This is a genomic window from Ruminiclostridium cellobioparum subsp. termitidis CT1112 (assembly GCF_000350485.1).
Classification (GTDB): Bacteria; Bacillota; Clostridia; order Acetivibrionales; family DSM-1351; genus Ruminiclostridium; species Ruminiclostridium termitidis.
On sequence record NZ_AORV01000015.1, the window covers coordinates 87,423 to 108,775 of the forward strand.

The following is a 21,353-nucleotide window of genomic DNA, read 5'->3' on the forward strand; positions in this document are numbered from 1 at the left end:
CGTATAGCGGCCAATATTCGTTTACTCCCATATAAGCTTATATTCAATTTCACAATCCTGTAATATTTCCATCACTGTCGCAGCAGGGAATTTTTATTTTTACACTTGTTCCCATTCCCGGCCGGCTGGTTATGGACAATCCGTATTCATCACCGCAAAAAAGGTTTATCCTTTTCATTACATTGTATAAGCCAAAGCTCTTCCTATCCTTTCCGGAATCACTCATTATTTTATCAATGGTTTCCTGCTCCATACCATCACCGTTATCATTGACCTCAAATATTAAAAGATTTTCTGCCTTTTGTCCCTTAACAGTTATGAGACCTTTTTTCTCCGAATTCCTTAACCCGTGTAAAAGTGAATTTTCAACTACAGGCTGCAGGATCAGCTTAATACAGTTATATGAACAAATGTTTTCATCCACATCTATCCGGTAATCAAGATCCAGCTTGTAAATTTTCCGTATCAGATTTATATAGGCCGTAATGATATAAATTTCATCGGACACTTTGATAAAAATATTCCCTTTGCTGAGACTTGCCTTATAAAAGCCGATAAGATTTTCGGTTATTTCATATGCATCCAGATTTCCGCATTTTTTAGAGATCCATCTTATAGCCGTCAAACTGTTATAAAGCAGGTGGGGATTGATTTGTTCCTGTAACAGCTCATACTCTATTTTTTGGGAATACAGTTTAACCTTATATTCGGTTTCAATCAAATGATTAATTCGTCCTAGCATTTCATTAAACTGCTGATCCAGCTCTCCGATTTCATCATTTCCCCGTATCTCCTGCAATGGGAGCGTAGTATCCTTTTTAATCCTGTGGATTTTTGTTGTAAGATGCTTTAACCTCTTTGTGATGGTTTTGGACAATGTCAGCATTATCAGCAGCGAACCTGCAAATGACAAAAGGCTTATTGTCAGAGTGGTTACGACAATTTCGTTTGTTTTGGTTTCCACCGTATTCCCTGAATCCACCAGAACCATTTTCCAGCCTGATATTACCGAGGTTTCGTAATATACACCAGCATCTGCGCCATTCACCTTCAGATGTCCTACTCCCTTTTCACCTTTTTGAATTATATTATTGAGTGCAGTCCTGAAAGCTTCCGATCCATCTGCCAGCTGCCCGCTGCTGCAGACAAGGCTGCCCTCCTGATCCATAAGAATGGCCGAGCAGCCTTCCCGCGGAGTAATGCTGTGCAGTATATCTCCAATGGAGTCTAAGGGTATGGCAAGGCTGATAACACCCAGATTCTCCATTGTATCAAAATTATAGAACTGCCTGTTCAGGGAAATGACTTTTATTGGAGTATCACTATTCTGAACGTATTTATTTTCGGTGTATGTGGGTCTCCAGAAAAAAGAACTCTTACTGTCCTTTGCTCTTCTATACCACTGCTCGCCATCCAGCTGTTTAAAATTCAATATTCGGATATTATCATAATTATTATTCATAAATATGCTGTTTATGGAATTGTTATTTGAATAAAAGGTCAGAAATAACCCAACACCGTTTTTCAAACTGTAGCTCGAATATTTCAGATTGGAATATTTATACTCATTTAAAAGCGGCAGCACTTTTTGACTGAAGTTCGTATACATTTCCAGAAGATCACCGTATTCATTATATTTAACCGATAAAATTCTCTGCATATTGCGGTCGCTGAACAATATATCGCTCCTGTTGACCACACCCTCCATATAAAAATCCACAATGTCTCTCATTTGGCGGACGGATGAAGATAAAAAACTTTTCTCCGTTTCCACAAGATTCTGGTTTGATATGAGATACAATTTTGTACCCAGGATAATAACAGGTACAAGTGTAATTATTATATTGATTGTATATAGTTTTTTCCTGATTTCAAGATCATAGAGAAAATTGGATAACAGCTTGTATAAAAAAGTCAAAATGTATTTAAAAAAACGCAAGGTATCCTTCACCGCCTTTTCCCTTCTCTGTATTCCTTTGGTGTCACTCCTGCACAGCTTTTAAACAATGAATTAAAATATGCAGTATGTTTATACCCCACCTCCTCAACTATTTCATATAATTTCATATTTGTATTCAACAAAAGTTTTTTGGCCTTCTCCATACGGACCCGTACTATATATTGAGGAATTGTCTCGCCTGTTTCATGCTGAAAAAGAGAATTCAAATAGTTGGGACTGAAAAAAACCCTGTCTGCTATGTTCTGAACCGTAAGTTCCTGATCAAGGTACTCCTCAATATACTTCCTTACCTCTTCAACAACTTTTCTGCTTTTTAAACTGTTTTTGTCGGCAATCCAGGTTTGAGCCGAAAATAGTATGTTCTTGACCCATTGCTGGATATCCAGAATGGTTTCAAACTCTATCAGTTTTTTCCAAACCACACTTCTCTGAGTAAATATCTCCTCAAAATCCAAATTTATTTCAGCCATCACCAGTTGAATGCATATAATTATGCTGTAGGTCAGGTCTTTTACAGAATGCTCCGACATGGTGCAGTCTTTACCGGAAAAGTACTTCGCCATAAAGCTCATAACCTGGTTAGGCTGATTTGACAGTAATATCATACGTATATCCGACTTCAGCGTGTCCAGATCAATTGCTGCTGCCTCCTCGCCTTCCTTTAATTCATCGATATTAAGCAAATGTCCCTTGCCTACGAAAAATTTATGTCTCATCGCATTGAGGCATTCCTTGTACTGCAAATGGGTTTCGGTAATTCTGCCGAATGCTTTCCCCAATACCAGCGTCATTTCCGGAAGCCCGGAGCATCTGATCTGCTCCATTATTTTCCGGGACAATTGTACGGCAGTATTATCTCCGTTGATTAAAAAACCGTATACCGTAACGTTAAAAAGTATAATGAAATGAATAGCATCAACCTGGATGACAATAATTTCTTCCATTGAACTTGAATAATTTGAAAAGCACTTTTCCACAATATTTGAGACCTTTATTTCAATCAGCTGCTTTTGTTCCATGGATAAGTTACGAAGGACTTCAAGATCATCAATTTCCATGACCAGCACCTGATATATTCCTTTTTTGATAGGAATATTAAAATATTTCATCTGATTCCATAAGGCTTCCTCATCATGACTCCCTTCAAGTATAAAGCTTCTGATAAATCTCTCTTTCAGGATCGGAAAACTCTCCTGAAGCCTCTTTTTGATTTCTTCCTTTTCTTTGGCCAGCTCCGTTTCCTCATTCATTTTTGCTATGAGTGTACCAAAAACATTGGAGATTTCATCATTCTGCAAGGGTTTGGTAATATATGCCGCAACATCAAGCTTCAATGCCTCCCTTGCATATTCAAATTCACTGTAACAGCTCATGATAACCACCTTGACGCAGGGATTGATTTCTTTAGCTGCTTTGATAAATTCCATCCCGGTCATTTTAGGCATTTGAATATCGGTAAGAATAATATCAGGCTTGTATTCCTGCATTTTCTCAATAGCATCAATTGCATTGGAGAAGGTTTCAGTAACTTTAACAAAAAGCTCATCCCAGTTAACGATGGATAAGGCATCATCCCTGTCATAAAAATTATCATCAACGATTATCATCTTGTACATATTCCTGTCAGCTCCCAGTTTTATGGCTAAAGGGAATACCGCAAAACCAAAACAATTGAAATATATGCAAAAATGTCATAGTGCTCCCATAATGACTTTAATAAATGGATTGCTGACATAGTACAAGCCTGAAATTTGTATGACTCATCACAAGTATTCCAAAATACTTTGTGTTTCACCTACATTTTCAGGCATATACTATTTAATGGAACTGCCCATTTATTGAAGCTGTACTTGAGTACTATAATCAGTATTCATTTATTACAATTGCTCTATTTTGATACGGTCCCCCGGATTTTTATTACCTGGCAGATAGTATCTTATATCTCTCTCCGACCTCAGCCATAGCCTTCTTATAATCTCCGGATTTCATGTATTCATCATAAACACTGTTCCAGTTCTTTTCAAAGGTTTGGTCATCTTTTGAAAGCACTAGTTTTCCATTATTTACCTCCCAACCTTTTGACCAGAAATAATTATTGAATTTGTTGGCTTCCTCCCCAAACGCATACAGTAAAGATCCATCAGTGGAAATCATATCTGAACCGGCGACCCTCTTGATCTCTTTTATGAAATCATATTGTGACGGATAGGAAAGCTCATAGCGGCTGGGATTAACTCCTCCGTTTGCAATAAAACCCCGTACTGCAGAACTTGTATAGAAGGTCTTGGCAGGATCCCAAAGTCCGTAATATCCCGCATCTATACCGCTTGCAGTTTTATTGTTCAACTGCTTGGACTTTATAACGTTCCAGAGTTCTTCATCCTTAAATACCTTTTTGCCGTCTTTCATGTCCCAGACTCCGCCGTCTTTACCCCACATGATTATATCCTGTGCCTCATCACTGTATAACCAGTCCAGGTACTTTATGAGCTTGTCAACATCCTTGTAGTCTTTTCTGATAAGTAATCCCTGTCCTGACCCCGGATACATACCGTCACAATAAGGGGGCAGATCTTCTTTATACCTTGGTGGAGTTATATATCTTACCCTGGTATTAAGGGTGCTTTCAAGTTTTTTTACAGAGTCAATTTCATTTGGTTCTCCGCCTGTCCAGGTTGCATATTTCCCCAAGGCTATCTTGTCACCCAGCTTTTCTCTTTGCTTGCCCAGCAAATAGACATCTCTGTCTAATAAACCGTCTCTCAACCAGGTATTCAAGGTTTTATGCATATCCTTTGCAAAGGGTGCTCCGTAAAAGCCATTTACTTCTCCCTGATACTGTCTGAAGAAGTCAAATCCGAAAGAGGCACCGATTACAAATTGCGGGTCGGTTCCACCGAACGGGATAACCGTTGAACCGTCGGATGTTTTCAGGTTCAATGCCTTTATATCTTTCAGAAGCTTTTCAAAGTCGGCTATTGTTTTGATCTCCGGTTCAATTTTCAAATCCTCCGGAGTTAAACGTACTGATTTATTTTTATCGTTAAATTCCTTTTCAAGTTCATTTACAGGTTTAAACTTATATCCCAGCTTCGCAAGTATGTCCTCTCTGATTGCAATATAGTTGGTCGAAGCATGTGCATCGGTATACATATCCTTATTTGCTTCTATTTGTGCAGGATCGGACCAGTCGGGCGTCGGACTTGTGGGCCAGTATATATTTTTCTTGGTCTGCTGGGTTTTTATCAGTTCAATAGTCTTTGGAGTCAGGTATTTGCTGATATTGGGTACCTTTGATTTGTCACTTAAAATATCAGTAAAATCAACAAATTTGTCTGCAAATTTTGCTATAGAATCAACTCCGCCTGCCGGAAACTCAAATACATCGGGCAGTGTGTTGGATGCTACACAAAGGTTCAGCTTGTCACTCCAGTTTTGGCTTGATTCATAGGAGCGTTCCTTAACATTTATTTTCCACCCTTTTGCTTCAATAAGTGGTGTTACAACATCTTCCTTCGGCTCCACAAAAGGCTCATACCATTGATTGAACATTGTCAGTTCAAGAGTTTGCATTTCTACAGGCTTGTCACCTGCTGCAGATCCATTTGAAGAATTGACGACAGTACTTGCTGTGCTTTCGGCTGCTTCGTTCCCACCGCAGCCGGCTATTATTCCTGCGATAAGGAATACCACCAATAAAACAGACACCATTCTCTTAACACTGTTTACCATAAAATCCTCCTTATAAAATATATTTATATTAGCAAAATACCGTTTTGACTGATTCCGGCATTTTAACTTCAAATATGCTTTTACTAGCCCTTGACTCCGCCTATCATGATTCCTTTAACAAAATATTTCTGCAAAAAGGGATATACAAACAGGATGGGGAATACCGTAAAGCACAGTGTAGCCATTGTGATGGACTGGGTTGTAAACGTGTTTGTGTTGGCGCTGGTGGTACCATACTGGGCATTTCTAAGCAAAGTGGTTGTCTGGGTTCCCTGTATGATTTGCTGCAGCACTGCCTGAACCGGCTGGAGCTTTGCCGTATTTACATACAGGACGGCATCAAACCAGGAATTCCAATGACCCACTGCCACCAGTAATGCAATGGTTGCAATAATCGGAGTAGAAACCGGAATGACAATCCTGGTAAATATCTGAAAATCGTTGGCACCATCTATTCTTGCAGATTCTTCGATACTTTCAGGCAACTGCTTGAAATAAGTCATCATAACCAGGAAATTGAAGGTGCTGAACATTCCGGGAAAAATGTATACCCAGAAGGAATTCATCAGACCCAGCTTTGTAATCAGAATATAGCTGGGAAGGAGGCCGCCGCCGAAATACATGGGAATCAGAAAGAAAACCGTCAGAAAGTATCTTCCCTTTAGTCTCTTTTTTGAACATGCATAAGCTGCCGCACCTGTTATTACAAGGTGGAACATGGTTCCGACAACTGTTCTTGCTACGGATACCAACAGTGATTGAATCAGGAGACTGTTGTTGAATATGGCCCAGTAATTATTCAAAGTCGGACTGACAGGTAAAATATAAACTGTTCTTCCTATCATAGCTGAGCCTGTACTGAGGGATTTGGCGAAAATATTCAGGAAAGGATAAATCATTAAGACTGAAAACATAATCATTATAGCAGCCAGGACAGTTTGAAAAATCCACTCACTTCTATGCTTTTTAACCTGTAACATATGTAACCTCCTAGAATATTCCTGAATCATTGACCTTATTGGCGATCTTGTTTGCAATAAAGACAAAGGTCATGTTAATAACCGACAAAACCAGGCCCACAGAAGATGCAAAAGAATAGTTCATCCGCCGTATTCCTTCTCTGAAAATCCATATGTCCAGAACCTCTGAAGCATCTGCATTACCGGGATTACCAAGATTATACGTCCCATCAAACCCGGGTGACAGACCCGCACCCGACAATAGAGAACCTGCTTGTAAAATAAGGAGTACCGCAACTGTCGGCATAATTCCGGGAATGGTGATATGAAGGATTCTTTTCAGCCGGCTTGCCCCGTCAACAATTGCAGCTTCGTATTGCTCCTGGTCTATACTCACAATAGCTGCAAGATAAATTATTGAACCCCATCCGATCTCTTTCCAGATGGCAATTAAAACCGAAACAATCCAGAAGAGCTTTGGATCTGCTAAAAAGTCTACGGATGAACCGCCGAATATACCGATTAATTTATTCACCGCTCCGGTATTTATGTCCAGGATTTCATACATGATACCGGAAACAACAATCCAGGAAATAAAATGTGGAAGATATGAGGTTGTCTGAATGAATTTTTTTAATTTAATACTACTCATTTCATTAATAAACACAGCAAGTATAATAGGTAATGGAAAACCAAGGCAAAAACCTAATGCACTGATGCCCAAAGTATTTTTTATAACTCTTGGCAGATCCGTACTTTCAAAGATACTTCTGAAATTGTCCAATCCTACAAATGTACTGTGGAAAAAACCTTTCATAGGATCAAAATTTTGAAAGGCCATTATTATACCCGGCATAGGAAAATAATTAAATATCAATACCGTCAGGAACGCAGGTATTACAAATAAATACAGCCATCTGTTTTCCCATATATACAGCAGGGACTTCTTACCTTTATTCTTTTTGCTGGCAACCGTCATTTCAGACACATAGTGTCCCTCCCTCTAATTGAAAGTTTTGTAAAATGTTCTGTTTCAATGTGTTGAATAAACTACGCAGTTTAATTCTAACAACTGCAGTTTTTTTTAATATATATCTATTTAACTAAAAGCATCACATTTTAACTGCATGCAACGGTTGATCAAAAATGGTTGACAGAACCTTCTAAATTTTCTAAAAATTAAAATCAATACATTACAATTATGTCAATAAAATACAAGACCTCCGGAAAAGTATGTATTACTGTTTAGTCATATAAATTAATCAGGAGGAGTTAATATTATGGGTAAAAAGTTTCTCTATGTATTGATTGTTGTATTTGTAATGTCATTTGCAATAAGCAGCGGTATTCCTGTTTCGGTCAGGGCACAGCCGGCAGCATCGGGCCAATTGCAAATGGTAGGATTAAAGTCCGCAGCTACAAACAAATTTGTCTGCGCAGAGAGCGGCGGTACGGTGCCTATGCTGATAAACAGAGACGGAGTTGGCGGTGATTGGGAAAAATTCCAGAAGGAAGACCTTGGTAACGGACTGTTTTCTTTGAAATCCATGGCAAACAGCAAGTATGTAACTGTCGACACTGCTGCCAAAACCCTTATGCCAAGCAGTACTACCACAGGGGATGCCCAGAAGTTCACCATGGAGGACAGGGGCAGCGGTAAATACGCAATAAAAGCTGTAATTAACAATATGTACCTGTCCAATGATATTGCAGCCGGCAATCAGCTTCACGCCGACGCTGTAACAATAGGTCCCAATGAGGAATTTATCTGGTTCAATCTTGATCCTATCCCTTCAGCCACCTCTGATGTAGGCGTTACCATGGGGTTTACCACCACTACCTTAAACGGGGGTACACCTGAATACGCCGGAAATACCATTTATAATCTGCCATTATACATGTCGTCCTCTGATACTTCTCAATGGTGGGATAATATAGTTGAAGAAATTGCCTACAGCGGTGCAGATTTTGTGGCGCCCACCATAAGAGGTTATCTGGACTCGGTTCCGGACTACAATAACAACGGCGATCCGAGAAAACTTGCCGATATGGTTGCAGCAATGAACAGAAGAGGTGTGGCGGATAAATTCAAAATCTCCTTTCTGGATGATACTGCGGCTTCAATGGCTGATCACAAAAACCGGGACAATGGCGGAGGAGGTTATGATCCCAAATTTGACATCGGGGATACCGGCAATTACAAATATATTTGGGACTACAATATGCGGGCATTTTTTAATGCAATACCGGACAATATGAGGTACAAAATTGACGGCAGGCCTGCAATATGGGAATGGGGCATCGGTGATTATGCTTTTACCAATTACGGTAACGGAAATACCAAAGCCTTGCTGATGTACATAAGAGAAAAATGCCAGGCTGAGTTTGGCTTTAATCCGTACATCATAGTGGATCAGTCATGGGTAAAATGTGATCCCTCCGTTAACGACCCGTCAGTTATTGACGGTATTCATGGCTGGTTCATCCTGGGACCGGGTTATAGTACCGAAAACTTCAACGGAAACTCGTTCGGGGCGCTTTGTCCGGCTTTCAGAGTGGTAAACGGAAGTGCCTCCATGTTTCTTGATTCAAATCACGGCAAGACTTTCGATACAAACCTTTCGCTTACTGCAGGTAAAAAATGCCTCTCCACCCTGGTTGAGGGCTTCTCTGATTGGGAAGAGAATTGTTCGGTATGGCGCAGCAAAGATACGACATATTACGATTATCCCAACCAGCGCATAAACACACTCAGGAAATATACAAAAAATCCTTTCCCAGATGACCTGAAGGTTGAAGCAGAAGCCTGTGACAGTTATAATGATACAACCACAGGTAACTCCGGAAACTCATTCAGGGACGGCAATATTGATATACAGCGCACCTCCGATGTCAACGGAGGCTGGAATGTGTACAATACCTCGGCCGGTGAATGGCTTCAGTGGCAGGAAATTCCCCTGCAGGGGACAGTGACACTGAAAGCGCGTATTTCTACAAATACCCAAAATGCCAGGCTGCGTTTTGTAATAGACGGAACAGCAGGTCCTACCATAACACTTCCCGACACCGGCGGTTTACAGAACTGGCAGACTGTCGCTGCAGGCACTTTCACTTTTGAACAGGGAAGCTACCATACGGTAAAAATTGAATTTATCAGCGGAAATATCGGTCTGAACTACTGGACTAATTAAAAGAGTTTTATTACAGGGATGGTTAAACACCATCCCTGTAATATTTCCTATTTATCTTCAAAGCATTTATTTACTTCCTGGCTGCTAAAAATGCCTTGACCTGCTTGTTCAATTCTTCAGCAATCTTATCGGAACCTGCGTTCTTCAGTTTTGCATTCATCTCATCCACCGCTTTGTCAACATCTCTTTCAACTCCTGCCACCAGTGGTTTGCCTAATTCCGCCAATATCTGGTCCCTCTTTGCCAGTTCGGTTTTTATGTTTGTATCGTCAAAGCTCAAACCGTCGATTGGTGACTGGATATGGTTGGCAGTACTTGCAAACTCAGCTTCCCTGGTCCAGAAGCCTTCACTGTACTGTGCCGTAGGTCTCATGAACTGTGGTTTCCACAGAGCCCACTGTCCTCCCCATTCCATATAATTGCTGGTTGCACTTGTCATACCTGAAGGGAAGTCGGCAGCCTCTCCATTCAAAACATAAGTTTTGTCTTTGATTCCATACATGACCATATCATACAATTCCTGATTGCCGTTTATAAGTTCAAAGAACATCATGGTTCTTTCAGGATTTTTGGAATTTTTGCTGATTGCCATCAGATTACCCGTAGGAGAACGGTTGTAATATTTCTTCTCGGGATATAATTGTGAACTTTCAATAGCAGCGTTTGTATCTGTAAATGCCGGTTTTGCATAAGCCCACTCATGTGATGTAACCGTGTAAGGAATCATACCTTTGTTCCAGTACTGTGATGCCTCGGTTTTATCCACCATGGCATCCTTTGATATCAACCCGCTGTCGAACTGTCTCTTTATATGCTGCATGGACTCCTTGAAGAAAGGTGTCTGTTCTATAGGAACAACAGTAGAATTGGGATCGTTCATATTTATAGTCATTCCGTGGAAGTTCAAATCAAAATATTCATCCCTTACAAAATACGGAAGAATATTTGATGCAATATTGTTCATATTGGGAATAACCATTTTTAATTCCGGCATGGCCTTATGTAAGGTATCAATGAGTTTGTCCAGATCCTCTATCGTTTTGACGGAATCTTTTGGGATATCTGCTATGCCTGCCTTTTTAAGAAGGTCGGTTCTCCACACTATGAACGGATGTTCATTTCCCTTTAAGGTCCATGGAACAGCCTTGATGTTTCCGTTAACTGTCACGGCACTTAAGGAACCTGAGCTTTGCAGTTCGCTGTACAATTTGGGAGCATATTTCGGGAAAAGTTCATTCAAATCCATATATGCGCCTTTTGTCACCATTTGGTTATAGGCCATCCAGCCGCCGTCATAATTGGCATCCCAGTCATTTCCAGCCACAGACATCACCATCAGCTTATTGACATAATCACCGGCAGGTATAAAATTAATCTCAAATTTGGCATTCAATTCTTTCTGAAATTTTTCGCTGATCGCATTCCAAACTTCATCTGTGGCTGATTTCTTATCATTCATGAAATAGAATTTTAAGGTTACAGGTTCCAGTTCTGAACTCTGTGCCGCTGTTGAAACCGCCGCTCCGGTACTGCTGCCTGCCTGGGCTGTTGTCCCGGACTCAGTTCCGGCACTGCCGCAGGCTGCAGCAACACATGCTGTCATTACAACTGCAAGCATCATTGCAATGATTTTAAAACCTTTCTTTTTCATAAAATGTCTCCTTTTAAATTATTTATTACCAAACAGCGTCCGGAATGATTTAAATATCCCGCAGCTGAATTAGTCACCCCTTTACTGCGCCTACCATTATTCCTTTAACAAAAAATCTTTGAACAAATGGATAGAGGAAAATGATAGGCCCGATAGTTACAATACTGACAGCCATTTTTACTCCTTCCGAGGGAATCTGATTGACAATCCTCTGGAGTTCGGCACTGTTTGACATCTGGGACTTTATAAATTCCACATTTGTAACCACTATTCTGAGCATCATCTGCAGAGGTTGTCTATCCTGATCGTTTATCAGCATTAAACCAAGCCACCAGTCATTCCAATAGCCCAGGGCTATAAAAAGTCCAACCGTTGCCAGGGCAGGCTTCGACAGCGGCAATATTATCCTGAAAAATATTGTCACTTCCCTTGCACCGTCTATTTTGGCAGACTCGTTCAATTCCTCCGGTATTGTTTTCATAAAATTTCTCATGAGGAATATATACCAGGCATTGGCCAGATAGGGAACAATCAACGCTATCATTTTGTCGCTCAAATGGAGATATTTCACACACACAATATACCAGGGCACCATTCCGCCGCTGAACAAAATAGTAAGCAGTGTATATATTGAAACTATGTTTTTATATTTCAGTGATTTCCTTGACAGGCTGTATCCCGCCATTGTATTTATCAACAGGCCGAATATGGTCCCTGTAACTGTGACTGTTATGGATATTGCATAGGCATTGACGATTCTGTCAGATGTCATAAACAGAACTTTATAGGCCATGAAACTCACATTTCTCGGGAAAAGTCCATAGCCGTATTTTAAAGTATCGGCTTCCTGACTCAGCGAGCCGCTGATTACCATAATAAACGGAAGCAGACAGAATAAAGCAAATATGAGAGCTGCAGCATAGCAAAACACTTTAAGTAAACTTATTTTTTTTAATGTCATTTTTCAAATCCCACCTTTTTAAAATAATGCCGAATCCTTATCTGCTTTTCTGGCAGCCATATTGCTTAAAACAACCAGGACAAAAGAGAGCACCGATTGTACAAAACCCGCCGCCGATGCCATACCGATGTCTGAAGAAACTCTGAGGCTCCTGTAAACAAAAGTATCTATAACATCTGTGGTTGAATATAAGGTTGCGGCATCACCGACCACAGAAAAAAACATTCCGAAATCCGCATTAAAAATTCTGCCTATAGCCAGCAGGGTTAACACGATTACTGTCGGTCTCAGCAGGGGCAGGCTGATGAACCTGATTTGCTGCCATCTGGAAGCACCGTCTATTTCGGCAGCTTCATAATATGAGGAATCTATTCCCGATAACGTGGCCAGATATACAATAGTCCCATATCCCGTCAGTTTCCACCTGTTGATCAGTACCAATATTATTGGCCAGATGGATGCATTTGTTATGAAATCTATTTTGGGCAGTCCCAATACCGAAAGAAAATTATTCAGCGCTGCATGATCCGAAGTAAGTATATTGTATGTAAAAACTCCCACAACGATCCACGACACAAAATAGGGCAGAAAAGTAAGTGTTTGCGTTATCTTTTTAAATATTTTCGAATTGATTTCATTAAATATCAAAGCAAATCCCACTTCAAATACCAGCCCCACCGAGATGAAAAGTGCATTCAGCAGTACGGTATTTCTTATTGCCCTTATTCCATATTCGGAGCCGAACAAGAACAGGAAATTATTGAATACAGGTTTTGTCCAGGGGCTGTGGAATATTCCCATTTCAAAGTTGAATTCCTTAAAAGCGAGCACAAGTCCAAAGAGCGGCATATAGCAAAAGAGGAAAAGCAGTACAACTGCGGGGACCAGCATCATATACAGGGCCTTGTTGACATATAATTCCTTTAAAACACCCAATAAACCTGTCGAAGCAACAGCTACTCCTCTATTACGTGATAAATTATTTTGCATCGGATTTTATTTATCCCCTTCCATAAATTTTTAAAACACAGCCTTATAAGTTAAGCCGGATATGTGTGCAAACAAACTCAGTTTAACTTGCATCTATACTTTAACCCCTTGCAGCCTTATAATATAGTCAATATTTTCGATTTTTAATTTGTTTTTTCACTAATGCCCACTATGAATTCAGGATATTTAGTATGATTATTCCTTATTTGACCCATAACCACTTCCGGCTACTTGTTGTGACAGTAACTTTATTTTATACTTGAAATAGAAATTTATTTTTGACCTTCATTTTACTTCCGCTTTTTTAATCAAAATATATCCGGAGAAGAATTTTATGATTCATATAAGAAATTTATTTTTAAAAGGCCTGTCTAAAAATGCTTACTACAAAAAACAATACTTTGTAAGGCTGCTTATAACTTTTACTGTTCTGTCCTTTGTGATTGTTATATCCACCACCTCGGTATTTACCGGCATGTATATAAAAAATGTCAGTAATCAGCTGTATGTGGACTATAATTACAGTCTTTCCAGACTGGCAAATGAATTTGATAATATTTTCATACAACTGACCCAGGAATCCGTGAGCTTAAAGCAGAATTCAGATATAAACAATTATCTCTACGGCATTGATAAAGACTATGATTCAATAAGCAGAGCAGATATTTTTCTCAGCACCATGAAAAATCTCAATAATTATCTGGATTCGATTATTTTGTATAACAGGTCCAGCGATTTTGTAATATCTTCAGGTATTCTTCTTCTGCCCAACAGATTGAATGTTGATATCAACACCTTAACCAAAGGTCAATTTGCAAAATTTAACACAAAAAGCGATTTAAATATGGTATCATCCTTGATGAATCCCGATGTCCTTAAAAACAAGAAGCCTTTAAAAACAGTATCACTTATTTTTTCGGACAATTTTGACGGTGATTCCCTTAATAACGGAATTATAATGACCATCGACCCTATTGAAATCAATAAAAAATTAATGGAAAACTATGACGGTATTACATTGATAACCGACGATAAAGGAAATATTGTATTTTATCCTTATAATTATGAAGTAGAAGACAATATCAGCAGCCAGGAGTATTTTAAAAAGATAGTAACTTCTGAGGACACAAAAAACTACTTTACAATGAAGGTAGACAATGATGATAAAATTATAACCTACACTAAAAGTTACAAAACCGGATTTAATATTATTAATATGCGGTCACTGTCGGGGTACTCCGATATTCTGAGGGCCCAGTGGATTTCAATAGCGGTTATCGGTTTTATAATAATACTGTTTTTCAGTATTGCCAGCTATTTTTTATCAAGAAAGATGTATAATCCCATCAGGTCGGTGACAGAGCTGTTTTCTCATTCAGGCTTTATTTCAGCCGGTAATTGTAAAAATGAAATGGATTTGATCTCAAATGTATATCATAATGCCATTAACCGTTTAAATGAAATTGAGGTTAAGTCCAGGGACAACTGCGGCAGATTGAAGGAAGAATTTTTAAAAATTGTATTAAAATCCTGTGTGATACCGGATTCCATTAAAAATGAAATGAAAGATTATGATTTTAATGTGGAGTTTTCAAATCTCATACATGTTTGTATTGTCATCGACAACCGGAATACCATTGATGATGAGGAGATGTTTATACTGGAAACAACTCTCTGCAAGACCATCCCGGAATTATTACTGTCGGATTTCAATATGGAAATTGTAAATTTCATGAATGGAGAAATCGCCTTACTGCTCAATTTCAAAAATAATACCAATAACAGCTTTGAAACCCTGGTAAATAATATGGATAAACTCCGCAATATTTGCAGGGAAACTCTGAAGATTACTTTGACAATAGGAATAGGAGGTGCCGTAAACAGCCTTGAGGAGTGTTTCAAAGCCTACAAAAAAGCCGATGAGATGACCAGGCACAGATTTGTTCTGGGCTTTGATAAGACAATCTACGACAAGTATCTTGATGAGGTACTCACCTCAAACATAAGATATCCTGTTGAACTGGAGGATCAGATAATTTCGGCAATAAAGCTCAACAGAAAAGATCTGTTTGAAGCACATATCAAGGATTTGACAGCCCTGTTATGTTTTTATCCCTACTCGGAAACCGTAACTTTTTTATTGCAGATCATTACAGCCTGTCTAAAAACCTTCAACCAGGTCTCAATTCAGGATAACCAGAAATACAGCATAAGATTGGATGAATTCAGCAATATATTATCTAAATTTCAGACAGTTAACCAGGCCGGGGAATGGCTGCTCACGGTATTCGAAAATTATCAGCAAATGATTGTGGGCATTATGCAGCTGAAATCCAATAAGCACTTTGACCAGATACTCAAGGCACAGGAATATATAAAGAATAACTATACCGATATCAACCTGTCGGCCGACTCCATATCCGAAGTTATCGGTTATTCCCCCTATTATTTTACAAAAGTTTTCAAGGATATAACCGGTATGAATGTTAATGACTACATCCGGCAGATTCGAATTGACAATGTAAAGCAGCTGCTGAGCAATACCGATTATAAGATTAACCAGATTGCCGGAATGACCGGTTTCACCAATGCCAGTCATTTTTTTGCCGTATTTAAAAAGGATGTGGGGCTGACTCCTCTGGCATATAGAGAATATGCCCTTGAGAATAAAAAAAGTATTAACTTTTCATAAATGTTATTTATATTATCAGCATAGCTGATATATCAGAAAAAAATGAAAAATGGAATATTTTGTTTCACTCCTTAATACTATATACCAATAGGTTGTACAAATAACCTGCTGCGGTTATGGCAACCAATACTATTAAATATATTTGGTATTAGGGAGGTAAGCTATGGACAGTATAAAAAAATTTCTTGCGGGCTTCTTGAATAAAATAGCTTATGAGGCACTAAGGTATCAGCTGGCAATCTGTCTGGCCGGAATTACCGGTGTTATAACACATGCCTATGCCACTAATAACAAATATCTGCTTCCTTATACGATAATTCTGTCCCTGTCTGCCGCATTAGGCATAGGCTTTTTCTGCATTTATATATTCCGGCTGCATAATCCCGTATATAAAATTTATTTAAAAACCGATTTTAAATACGTAATACTAAAAAAGTACTGTACTTATCAATATAAAAGTTATACAACCATGGAGTATAAAAAGAGAATCAAACTCAAAGTAACCGGAAAAAATATTGACAGGTATTATGATAAATACAATTGGACCGGTTACGGAAAAGTCAGCATTACAAGCAACGTGAAAGACCATAAGATTTTAATGACTGCAAAGAGAGATGCTTTTCAGCAGCTTGAGGTTTATTTCAGCAAGAGCTATAAGAAAGGTGACATAATAGAATTTTGTCTTACCTATATGTTTGAAGATGTGGAAAACAAGGCCATACCCATACTCTCAACCACAATTGTGGAACCTACAAGCGATTTAAACCTGAAGGTTATACTTCCCAAAACATTCGGGATTACCAAGGCATCCTTCGAAGCTTTTCCCTGTATAGACAGCCGGCTGCCCCTGGTTAGCGGAGAGCTGTTTTTTGATGACAGCACCGTTGAAGATAATACGACAACAGCTGTCGAATGGTCGGTCCCGGAGCCTTTAATGCTGTTGGTCTATTCAATCAAATGGGATATGCCAAAAAATGATTTATAATTAAAAAAGCACTTATAATGTAACGAATATTGGGGAAAGATTATATAATGTACTAAAGCAAAAATTTTGCTAGAAACGAAGGGTGAGATTATGAACGATTAGTATTCGAAATCCATAAAAATCCAGAAGAGTTTTATAAAATAAAACTTTCTGGATTTTTAACTTATTTTTAATTTATTCTTCAATGAATTTTACCAGTTCATCATTGAATTTGTCGCGCTCATCATAGAAAGTCGCATGGCCGCTATACCTGAAGGGTAATAATCTAGAGTTTTTAATGCCTTGTTTTTGTATTTCTCCCAGCTGGAAGGGTACAACCCTGTCATGGATGCCATGAATGATCAAAGTCGGAACATTTATTGTCTCCAGGTCATAAAACAGCACTTCGTTCAGCCAGGTATTGGCTATAGCTGCCGTAGACCAGCTGGCCGCCTGCAGGCCCATCTGGAAGAACCATTCCGAAAGTGCCCCGGTTATACGCTGGTAAAAAAATATATCCCCGAAATCCTGAAGCATCTTTGGCCTGTCATTGTAGGTTCCTTTAATGATTTGAAGAACTACGTCCTTTTCTATTCCGTATGGAAAATTCTGCCGCTTTACAAGACTGGGGGCTGCCGCATCAAACAGTGCAAGCTTGGTTACTCCATGTCCATTATGACGGGCCATGTATCTTATTGCAATGGCTCCTCCGGTGGAATGTCCCCCCAGTGTGAAGTTTTGTAATCCCAGTGCGTCAACCACACCTTTGACATCATCAGCCAGCGTGTTATAATCATATCCGCTCCAGGGCTTATCCGAGAAGCCAAAGCCTCTTGTATCTATACCGATGCATCTGAAGCCCAGCTTTGGGAGCTGGTTGAACTGGTATTCAAACAGTCTGTTGCTTCCCGGCCAGCCGTGCAAAAACAGGATTGTCTTATTCCCCGCAGGGTTAAGGTCTTCAACATAGATCTTTACATTTGTATCAACAGTAACATAGTATCCCACAAATACCTCCTGTACAAAAACTCATTCATTGCATGAATTTATTATCTCAAGTATATAATTATGAATACTATAGTTGATTTATAACTGTTTATACGCATTCTTCAATAATAAAGCATCCTTCTCCACCACCGGCCCTTCCGAAATCACACAGCCTTTGACCTTGAAATCCTTTAAGGCTTTCAGGCAGTCCACATAGTTAAAGTCACTTTCAAACAGACGTATATGATTCCTCTCGCCCTTTTCATTGTATTGTATGCCCCCCATATGGATGTGGAGATCGTCCAGTGCGTCTCTGCCAAGCTGATCCAGAATGTTTTGTAAAATTCCGGCAAAATCATTGTAATTTTTCAGGCATCCGTTTCCCCTGGCATGAATGTGTGAGAAATCGATGCATAATTTGCAGGTCCTCACTTCCTTGCATAGGCCGATCAATTCCTCAAGCGTGCCAAACTGCGTTCCCTTCCCGGTGGTTTCAAGCCTGTAGTCTATTCCTTTGTATGGAAGTTTCGACAGGTTTTCCTTTATGGTATTGAATGTCTCCTCTTTCGAATCATTCAAATAATAGCCGGGATGGAAGACCAGACTTCTCCCCTCAACCTTTGCCAGGCCCTCCATGGCATTTTTTATCCTTTCCAGGGACTGCTCCTGCTTTTCTTTTTCATCTGCATTTAAATTTATATAATGTGATGCATGTGCCGACAAATAAAAATTATTTTCCAGTTTAGCCCTTAAGATACTCTCCTTATTGTTATCCGTTACATTGACATTTCTCACAAAAAGAAGTTCCATGGCATCCAGACCTATTGACTCTAAAAAATAAATTCCGACGGCGTAACTCATGTTCCTTAACCCGCTGTATATCGGCAAACCTGATATTCCAAACAATAATTTATCCATATTAATTATCCATGTACTTTTGATTAACTGCATAAAAAACATACCATAGATTATTGTATCTATATTGCCGGTTAATATTACAGCTGCCTGAGAATACCAAAAATTCAAAAAAGTATCCCCAAATAAACAAATTTAGCTTTTTTATTCCTGCCAATCAGTCATTTTTTAACGCGTCATCGAAAGCCACTGTGGACGGGCTGAAGTTAATGTTTTTAACAAAGCTGCAGGCCTCAGTCGCACCAAATATCCTGTCCATACCGCTGTCCTCCCATTCGACGGACAGCGGGCCCTGATAACCGGCGCCGTTTAGAACACGTATTATCTTGTCAAAATCAACATCTCCATGTCCCAGGGAAACAAAGTTCCAGCCCCTTCTCATATCACCGAAGGTCAGATGTGAACCGAGTATTCCGCTTCTTCCGTCCAGATTCACCGAAGTATCCTTCATATGTACATGATATACCCTGTCAATGAAGTCACTTAAGAAAATTGTGGGATTTACGCCCTGCCAGATGAGATGGCTGGGATCAAAGTTGATCCCCAGTGTGGGCCTGTAATTGAAAGCTTTTAAGAGCCTTTCGGTGGTATAATAATCAAAGGCTATTTCTGTGGGGTGCACCTCAAGGGCAAATTTTACGCCACACTCATCAAAGACGTCAAAAATGGGTGTCCAGAGCTCCACCTGCTCGGTATATGCATCGGCTATCATTTGTTCACTGGTCTGCGGGAAGGAATACCAGTACTTCCATACCGCCGAACCCATAAAGCCGGTGACAACATCACAGCCCATAGCTTTTGCAGCCCTGGCAGTATATTTCATCTCCTCAATGGCCCATGCTCTTATTTTTTCAGGCTGTCCTGCAAATTCCGCCGGAGCAAAGCCGTCAAGCCTCGGATCCCATAAATCACCTACACACTGTCCCGTTAAATGTGCTCCCAGTGCCTTGCAGATCAAACCATGCTTTTTGAGGGTCTCCTTTATTTCCTTTACATAACCTTCGTCACTTGCTGCCCTGCGGCAATTTATCTGTCCCCAGGTGGCTAGTTCCAAACCGTCATAGCCCATTTCCCTTGCCGTTCTGCACATCTCTTCCAGTGGCAGGTCGGCCCACTGTCCTGTAAATAATGTTACCGGTCGTCCCATTACAAGTCCTCCTTATAAATAAAATTTTTATAGTTGATTGCCAATACATTGTTGATAGTTTTAAAAATCCACCCATACATTTCCGTTGGCCGAGCTTTTAAGGCAGGCCTCAATAAACCTCACTCCGTCAACCCCGTCAACCACCGTAGGATATTCAATCATTTCTTCTGTAAATACACCGTTTCTCTGGGCGTTCAAACAATCAATATAGTTGGAATAGAAATTGCCCATAGCCTCAAACCAGCCCTCTGTGTGTCCGCTGGGCAGTCTGGTGTATTTGGCTGCGGCCTGTTTTATGGCCCCATGCCCCCTGTGTATCTCAAGCAGGGAGCCGTCCTGTTTTGCCATGTGGAAAACCTCCGGCTGCTCCTGGAACCAGGATATACTGCCCTTGCTGCCATAAATCCGTATTCTGAGTCCGTTGTCATGTCCTATGGCTATCTGTGATGCCCAGTAAACCCCGGTTGCACCGTTTTCAAATTCCAGCATCACAGTTGAATTATCGTCCAGAGTTCTTCCCGGGACCACTTTATCCATTCTGGCAAGCAATCTCTTTATTTTTAAGCCGGTCATACGGTAGACAGTATTTTCTATATGTGTACCAATATCACCCAAAGCATTGGTATTGCCCGATTGAGCCGGATCGGTCCTCCATTCCCCCTGTTTGTTGCCTTTTATATCTTCAAACGCCAGCCAGCCCTGAGGATATTCACCCATAACCGTACGGACCTGGCCTATCTCGCCCGCTGCTATGATTTCTCTGATATTCATTGCAGTTACATGTCCTGAGTATACATAAGTGACCATAAACAACAGTTTTTTCTCATTTGCAAGCTTCTCCAATTCCAGTGCCTGTTCAAGAGTGACTGTGAGCGGCTTTTCACAAACTACCGGGATGCCGGCCTTCAAGAAAGCCCTGCACGCTTCATAGTGGGCATAGTTGGTAGTCACTATGACTACAAAATCCATACCGTCTTCCCGGCCGGCTTCCTTTGCGGCCATTTCCCCATAGTTTTTATAAAGCCGTTCCTTTTCAATTCCCAGGGCCTCACCCATAGCGAAAGTATTTTCAAAGGAGCGGGAAAAACAACCTGCAACAATCCTTGCTTTTCCGTCCAAACCTATGGCTTTTCTGTGCGCATCACCAATGAATGCACCCGGTCCCCCGCCTACCATTCCATAATTCAAAACCTTGCCCATATAC

15 protein-coding genes are annotated in these 21,353 nt (G+C 40.0%); 3 read left to right on the plus strand and 12 right to left on the minus strand.

What is annotated here, in order from left to right; all coding sequences use genetic code 11:
• Positions 1-49 precede the first annotated feature (49 nt).
• The 5 genes from CTER_RS02655 to CTER_RS02675 form a co-directional block, all read right to left on the minus strand.
• On the minus strand, positions 50-1,951 hold the full coding sequence (locus tag CTER_RS02655) for a sensor histidine kinase (protein ID WP_004623439.1): 1,902 nt from the start codon (positions 1,949-1,951) through the stop codon (positions 50-52).
• Positions 1,948-3,576, minus strand: coding sequence for a response regulator transcription factor (locus tag CTER_RS02660; protein WP_004623429.1), 1,629 nt, complete (start codon positions 3,574-3,576; stop codon positions 1,948-1,950). Before CTER_RS02660 ends, CTER_RS02655 begins: the two co-directional genes overlap by 4 nt.
• Positions 3,577-3,877: 301 nt before the next feature.
• Complete coding sequence (locus CTER_RS02665; RefSeq protein WP_004623606.1) at positions 3,878-5,692, minus strand: type 2 periplasmic-binding domain-containing protein; 1,815 nt, start codon at positions 5,690-5,692, stop codon at positions 3,878-3,880.
• A gap of 83 nt (positions 5,693-5,775) precedes the next feature.
• Entirely contained in the window at positions 5,776-6,672 is an 897-nt protein-coding gene (locus tag CTER_RS02670; protein WP_004623533.1) for a carbohydrate ABC transporter permease, read from the minus strand.
• Between the two features lie 10 nt (positions 6,673-6,682).
• Complete coding sequence (locus CTER_RS02675; protein WP_040760102.1) at positions 6,683-7,630, minus strand: ABC transporter permease; 948 nt, start codon at positions 7,628-7,630, stop codon at positions 6,683-6,685.
• A gap of 301 nt (positions 7,631-7,931) precedes the next feature.
• Here CTER_RS02675 and CTER_RS02680 point away from each other — a divergent pair, with 301 nt between their 5' ends.
• Entirely contained in the window at positions 7,932-9,842 is a 1,911-nt protein-coding gene (locus CTER_RS02680) for a DUF5010 domain-containing protein (RefSeq protein ID WP_004623579.1), read from the plus strand.
• 70 nt (positions 9,843-9,912) lie between these two features.
• On the opposite strand, the gene CTER_RS28670 is transcribed toward CTER_RS02680, so the two are convergent.
• From CTER_RS28670 to CTER_RS02695, 3 genes are all read right to left on the minus strand, one after another.
• Complete coding sequence (locus CTER_RS28670) at positions 9,913-11,493, minus strand: extracellular solute-binding protein (RefSeq protein ID WP_004623570.1); 1,581 nt, start codon at positions 11,491-11,493, stop codon at positions 9,913-9,915.
• A 73-nt stretch (positions 11,494-11,566) separates the two neighbouring features.
• Entirely contained in the window at positions 11,567-12,454 is an 888-nt protein-coding gene (locus tag CTER_RS02690) for a carbohydrate ABC transporter permease (protein ID WP_004623564.1), read from the minus strand.
• Positions 12,455-12,472: 18 nt separating this feature from the next.
• A complete protein-coding gene (locus CTER_RS02695; RefSeq protein WP_004623562.1) occupies positions 12,473-13,444 on the minus strand; it encodes an ABC transporter permease in 972 nt (323 codons plus the stop codon).
• A gap of 334 nt (positions 13,445-13,778) precedes the next feature.
• On the opposite strand from CTER_RS02695, the gene CTER_RS02700 reads away from it, so the two are divergent.
• Positions 13,779-16,136: a helix-turn-helix domain-containing protein gene (locus CTER_RS02700; protein WP_004623434.1), complete on the plus strand. Its 2,358-nt coding sequence runs from the start codon at positions 13,779-13,781 to the stop codon at positions 16,134-16,136.
• 163 nt (positions 16,137-16,299) lie between these two features.
• Positions 16,300-17,121, plus strand: coding sequence for a hypothetical protein (locus CTER_RS02705; protein WP_004623531.1), 822 nt, complete (start codon positions 16,300-16,302; stop codon positions 17,119-17,121).
• A gap of 174 nt (positions 17,122-17,295) precedes the next feature.
• On the opposite strand, the gene CTER_RS02710 is transcribed toward CTER_RS02705, so the two are convergent.
• The 4 genes from CTER_RS02710 to CTER_RS02725 all read right to left on the minus strand — a co-directional run bounded on the left by CTER_RS02710 (position 17,296) and on the right by CTER_RS02725 (position 21,349).
• The gene (locus CTER_RS02710; RefSeq protein ID WP_004623550.1) at positions 17,296-18,108 is read right to left on the minus strand and encodes an alpha/beta fold hydrolase; all 813 of its coding nucleotides are present in this window, start codon (positions 18,106-18,108) and stop codon (positions 17,296-17,298) included.
• A gap of 78 nt (positions 18,109-18,186) precedes the next feature.
• Positions 18,187-19,005: a TIM barrel protein gene (locus tag CTER_RS02715; RefSeq protein WP_040760108.1), complete on the minus strand. Its 819-nt coding sequence runs from the start codon at positions 19,003-19,005 to the stop codon at positions 18,187-18,189.
• A gap of 154 nt (positions 19,006-19,159) precedes the next feature.
• Positions 19,160-20,149, minus strand: a complete 990-nt coding sequence (locus tag CTER_RS02720) for a sugar phosphate isomerase/epimerase family protein (protein ID WP_004623490.1) — start codon at positions 20,147-20,149, stop codon at positions 19,160-19,162.
• 60 nt (positions 20,150-20,209) lie between these two features.
• Entirely contained in the window at positions 20,210-21,349 is a 1,140-nt protein-coding gene (locus tag CTER_RS02725) for a Gfo/Idh/MocA family protein (protein WP_004623482.1), read from the minus strand.
• Between the last annotated feature and the right edge of the window lie 4 nt (positions 21,350-21,353).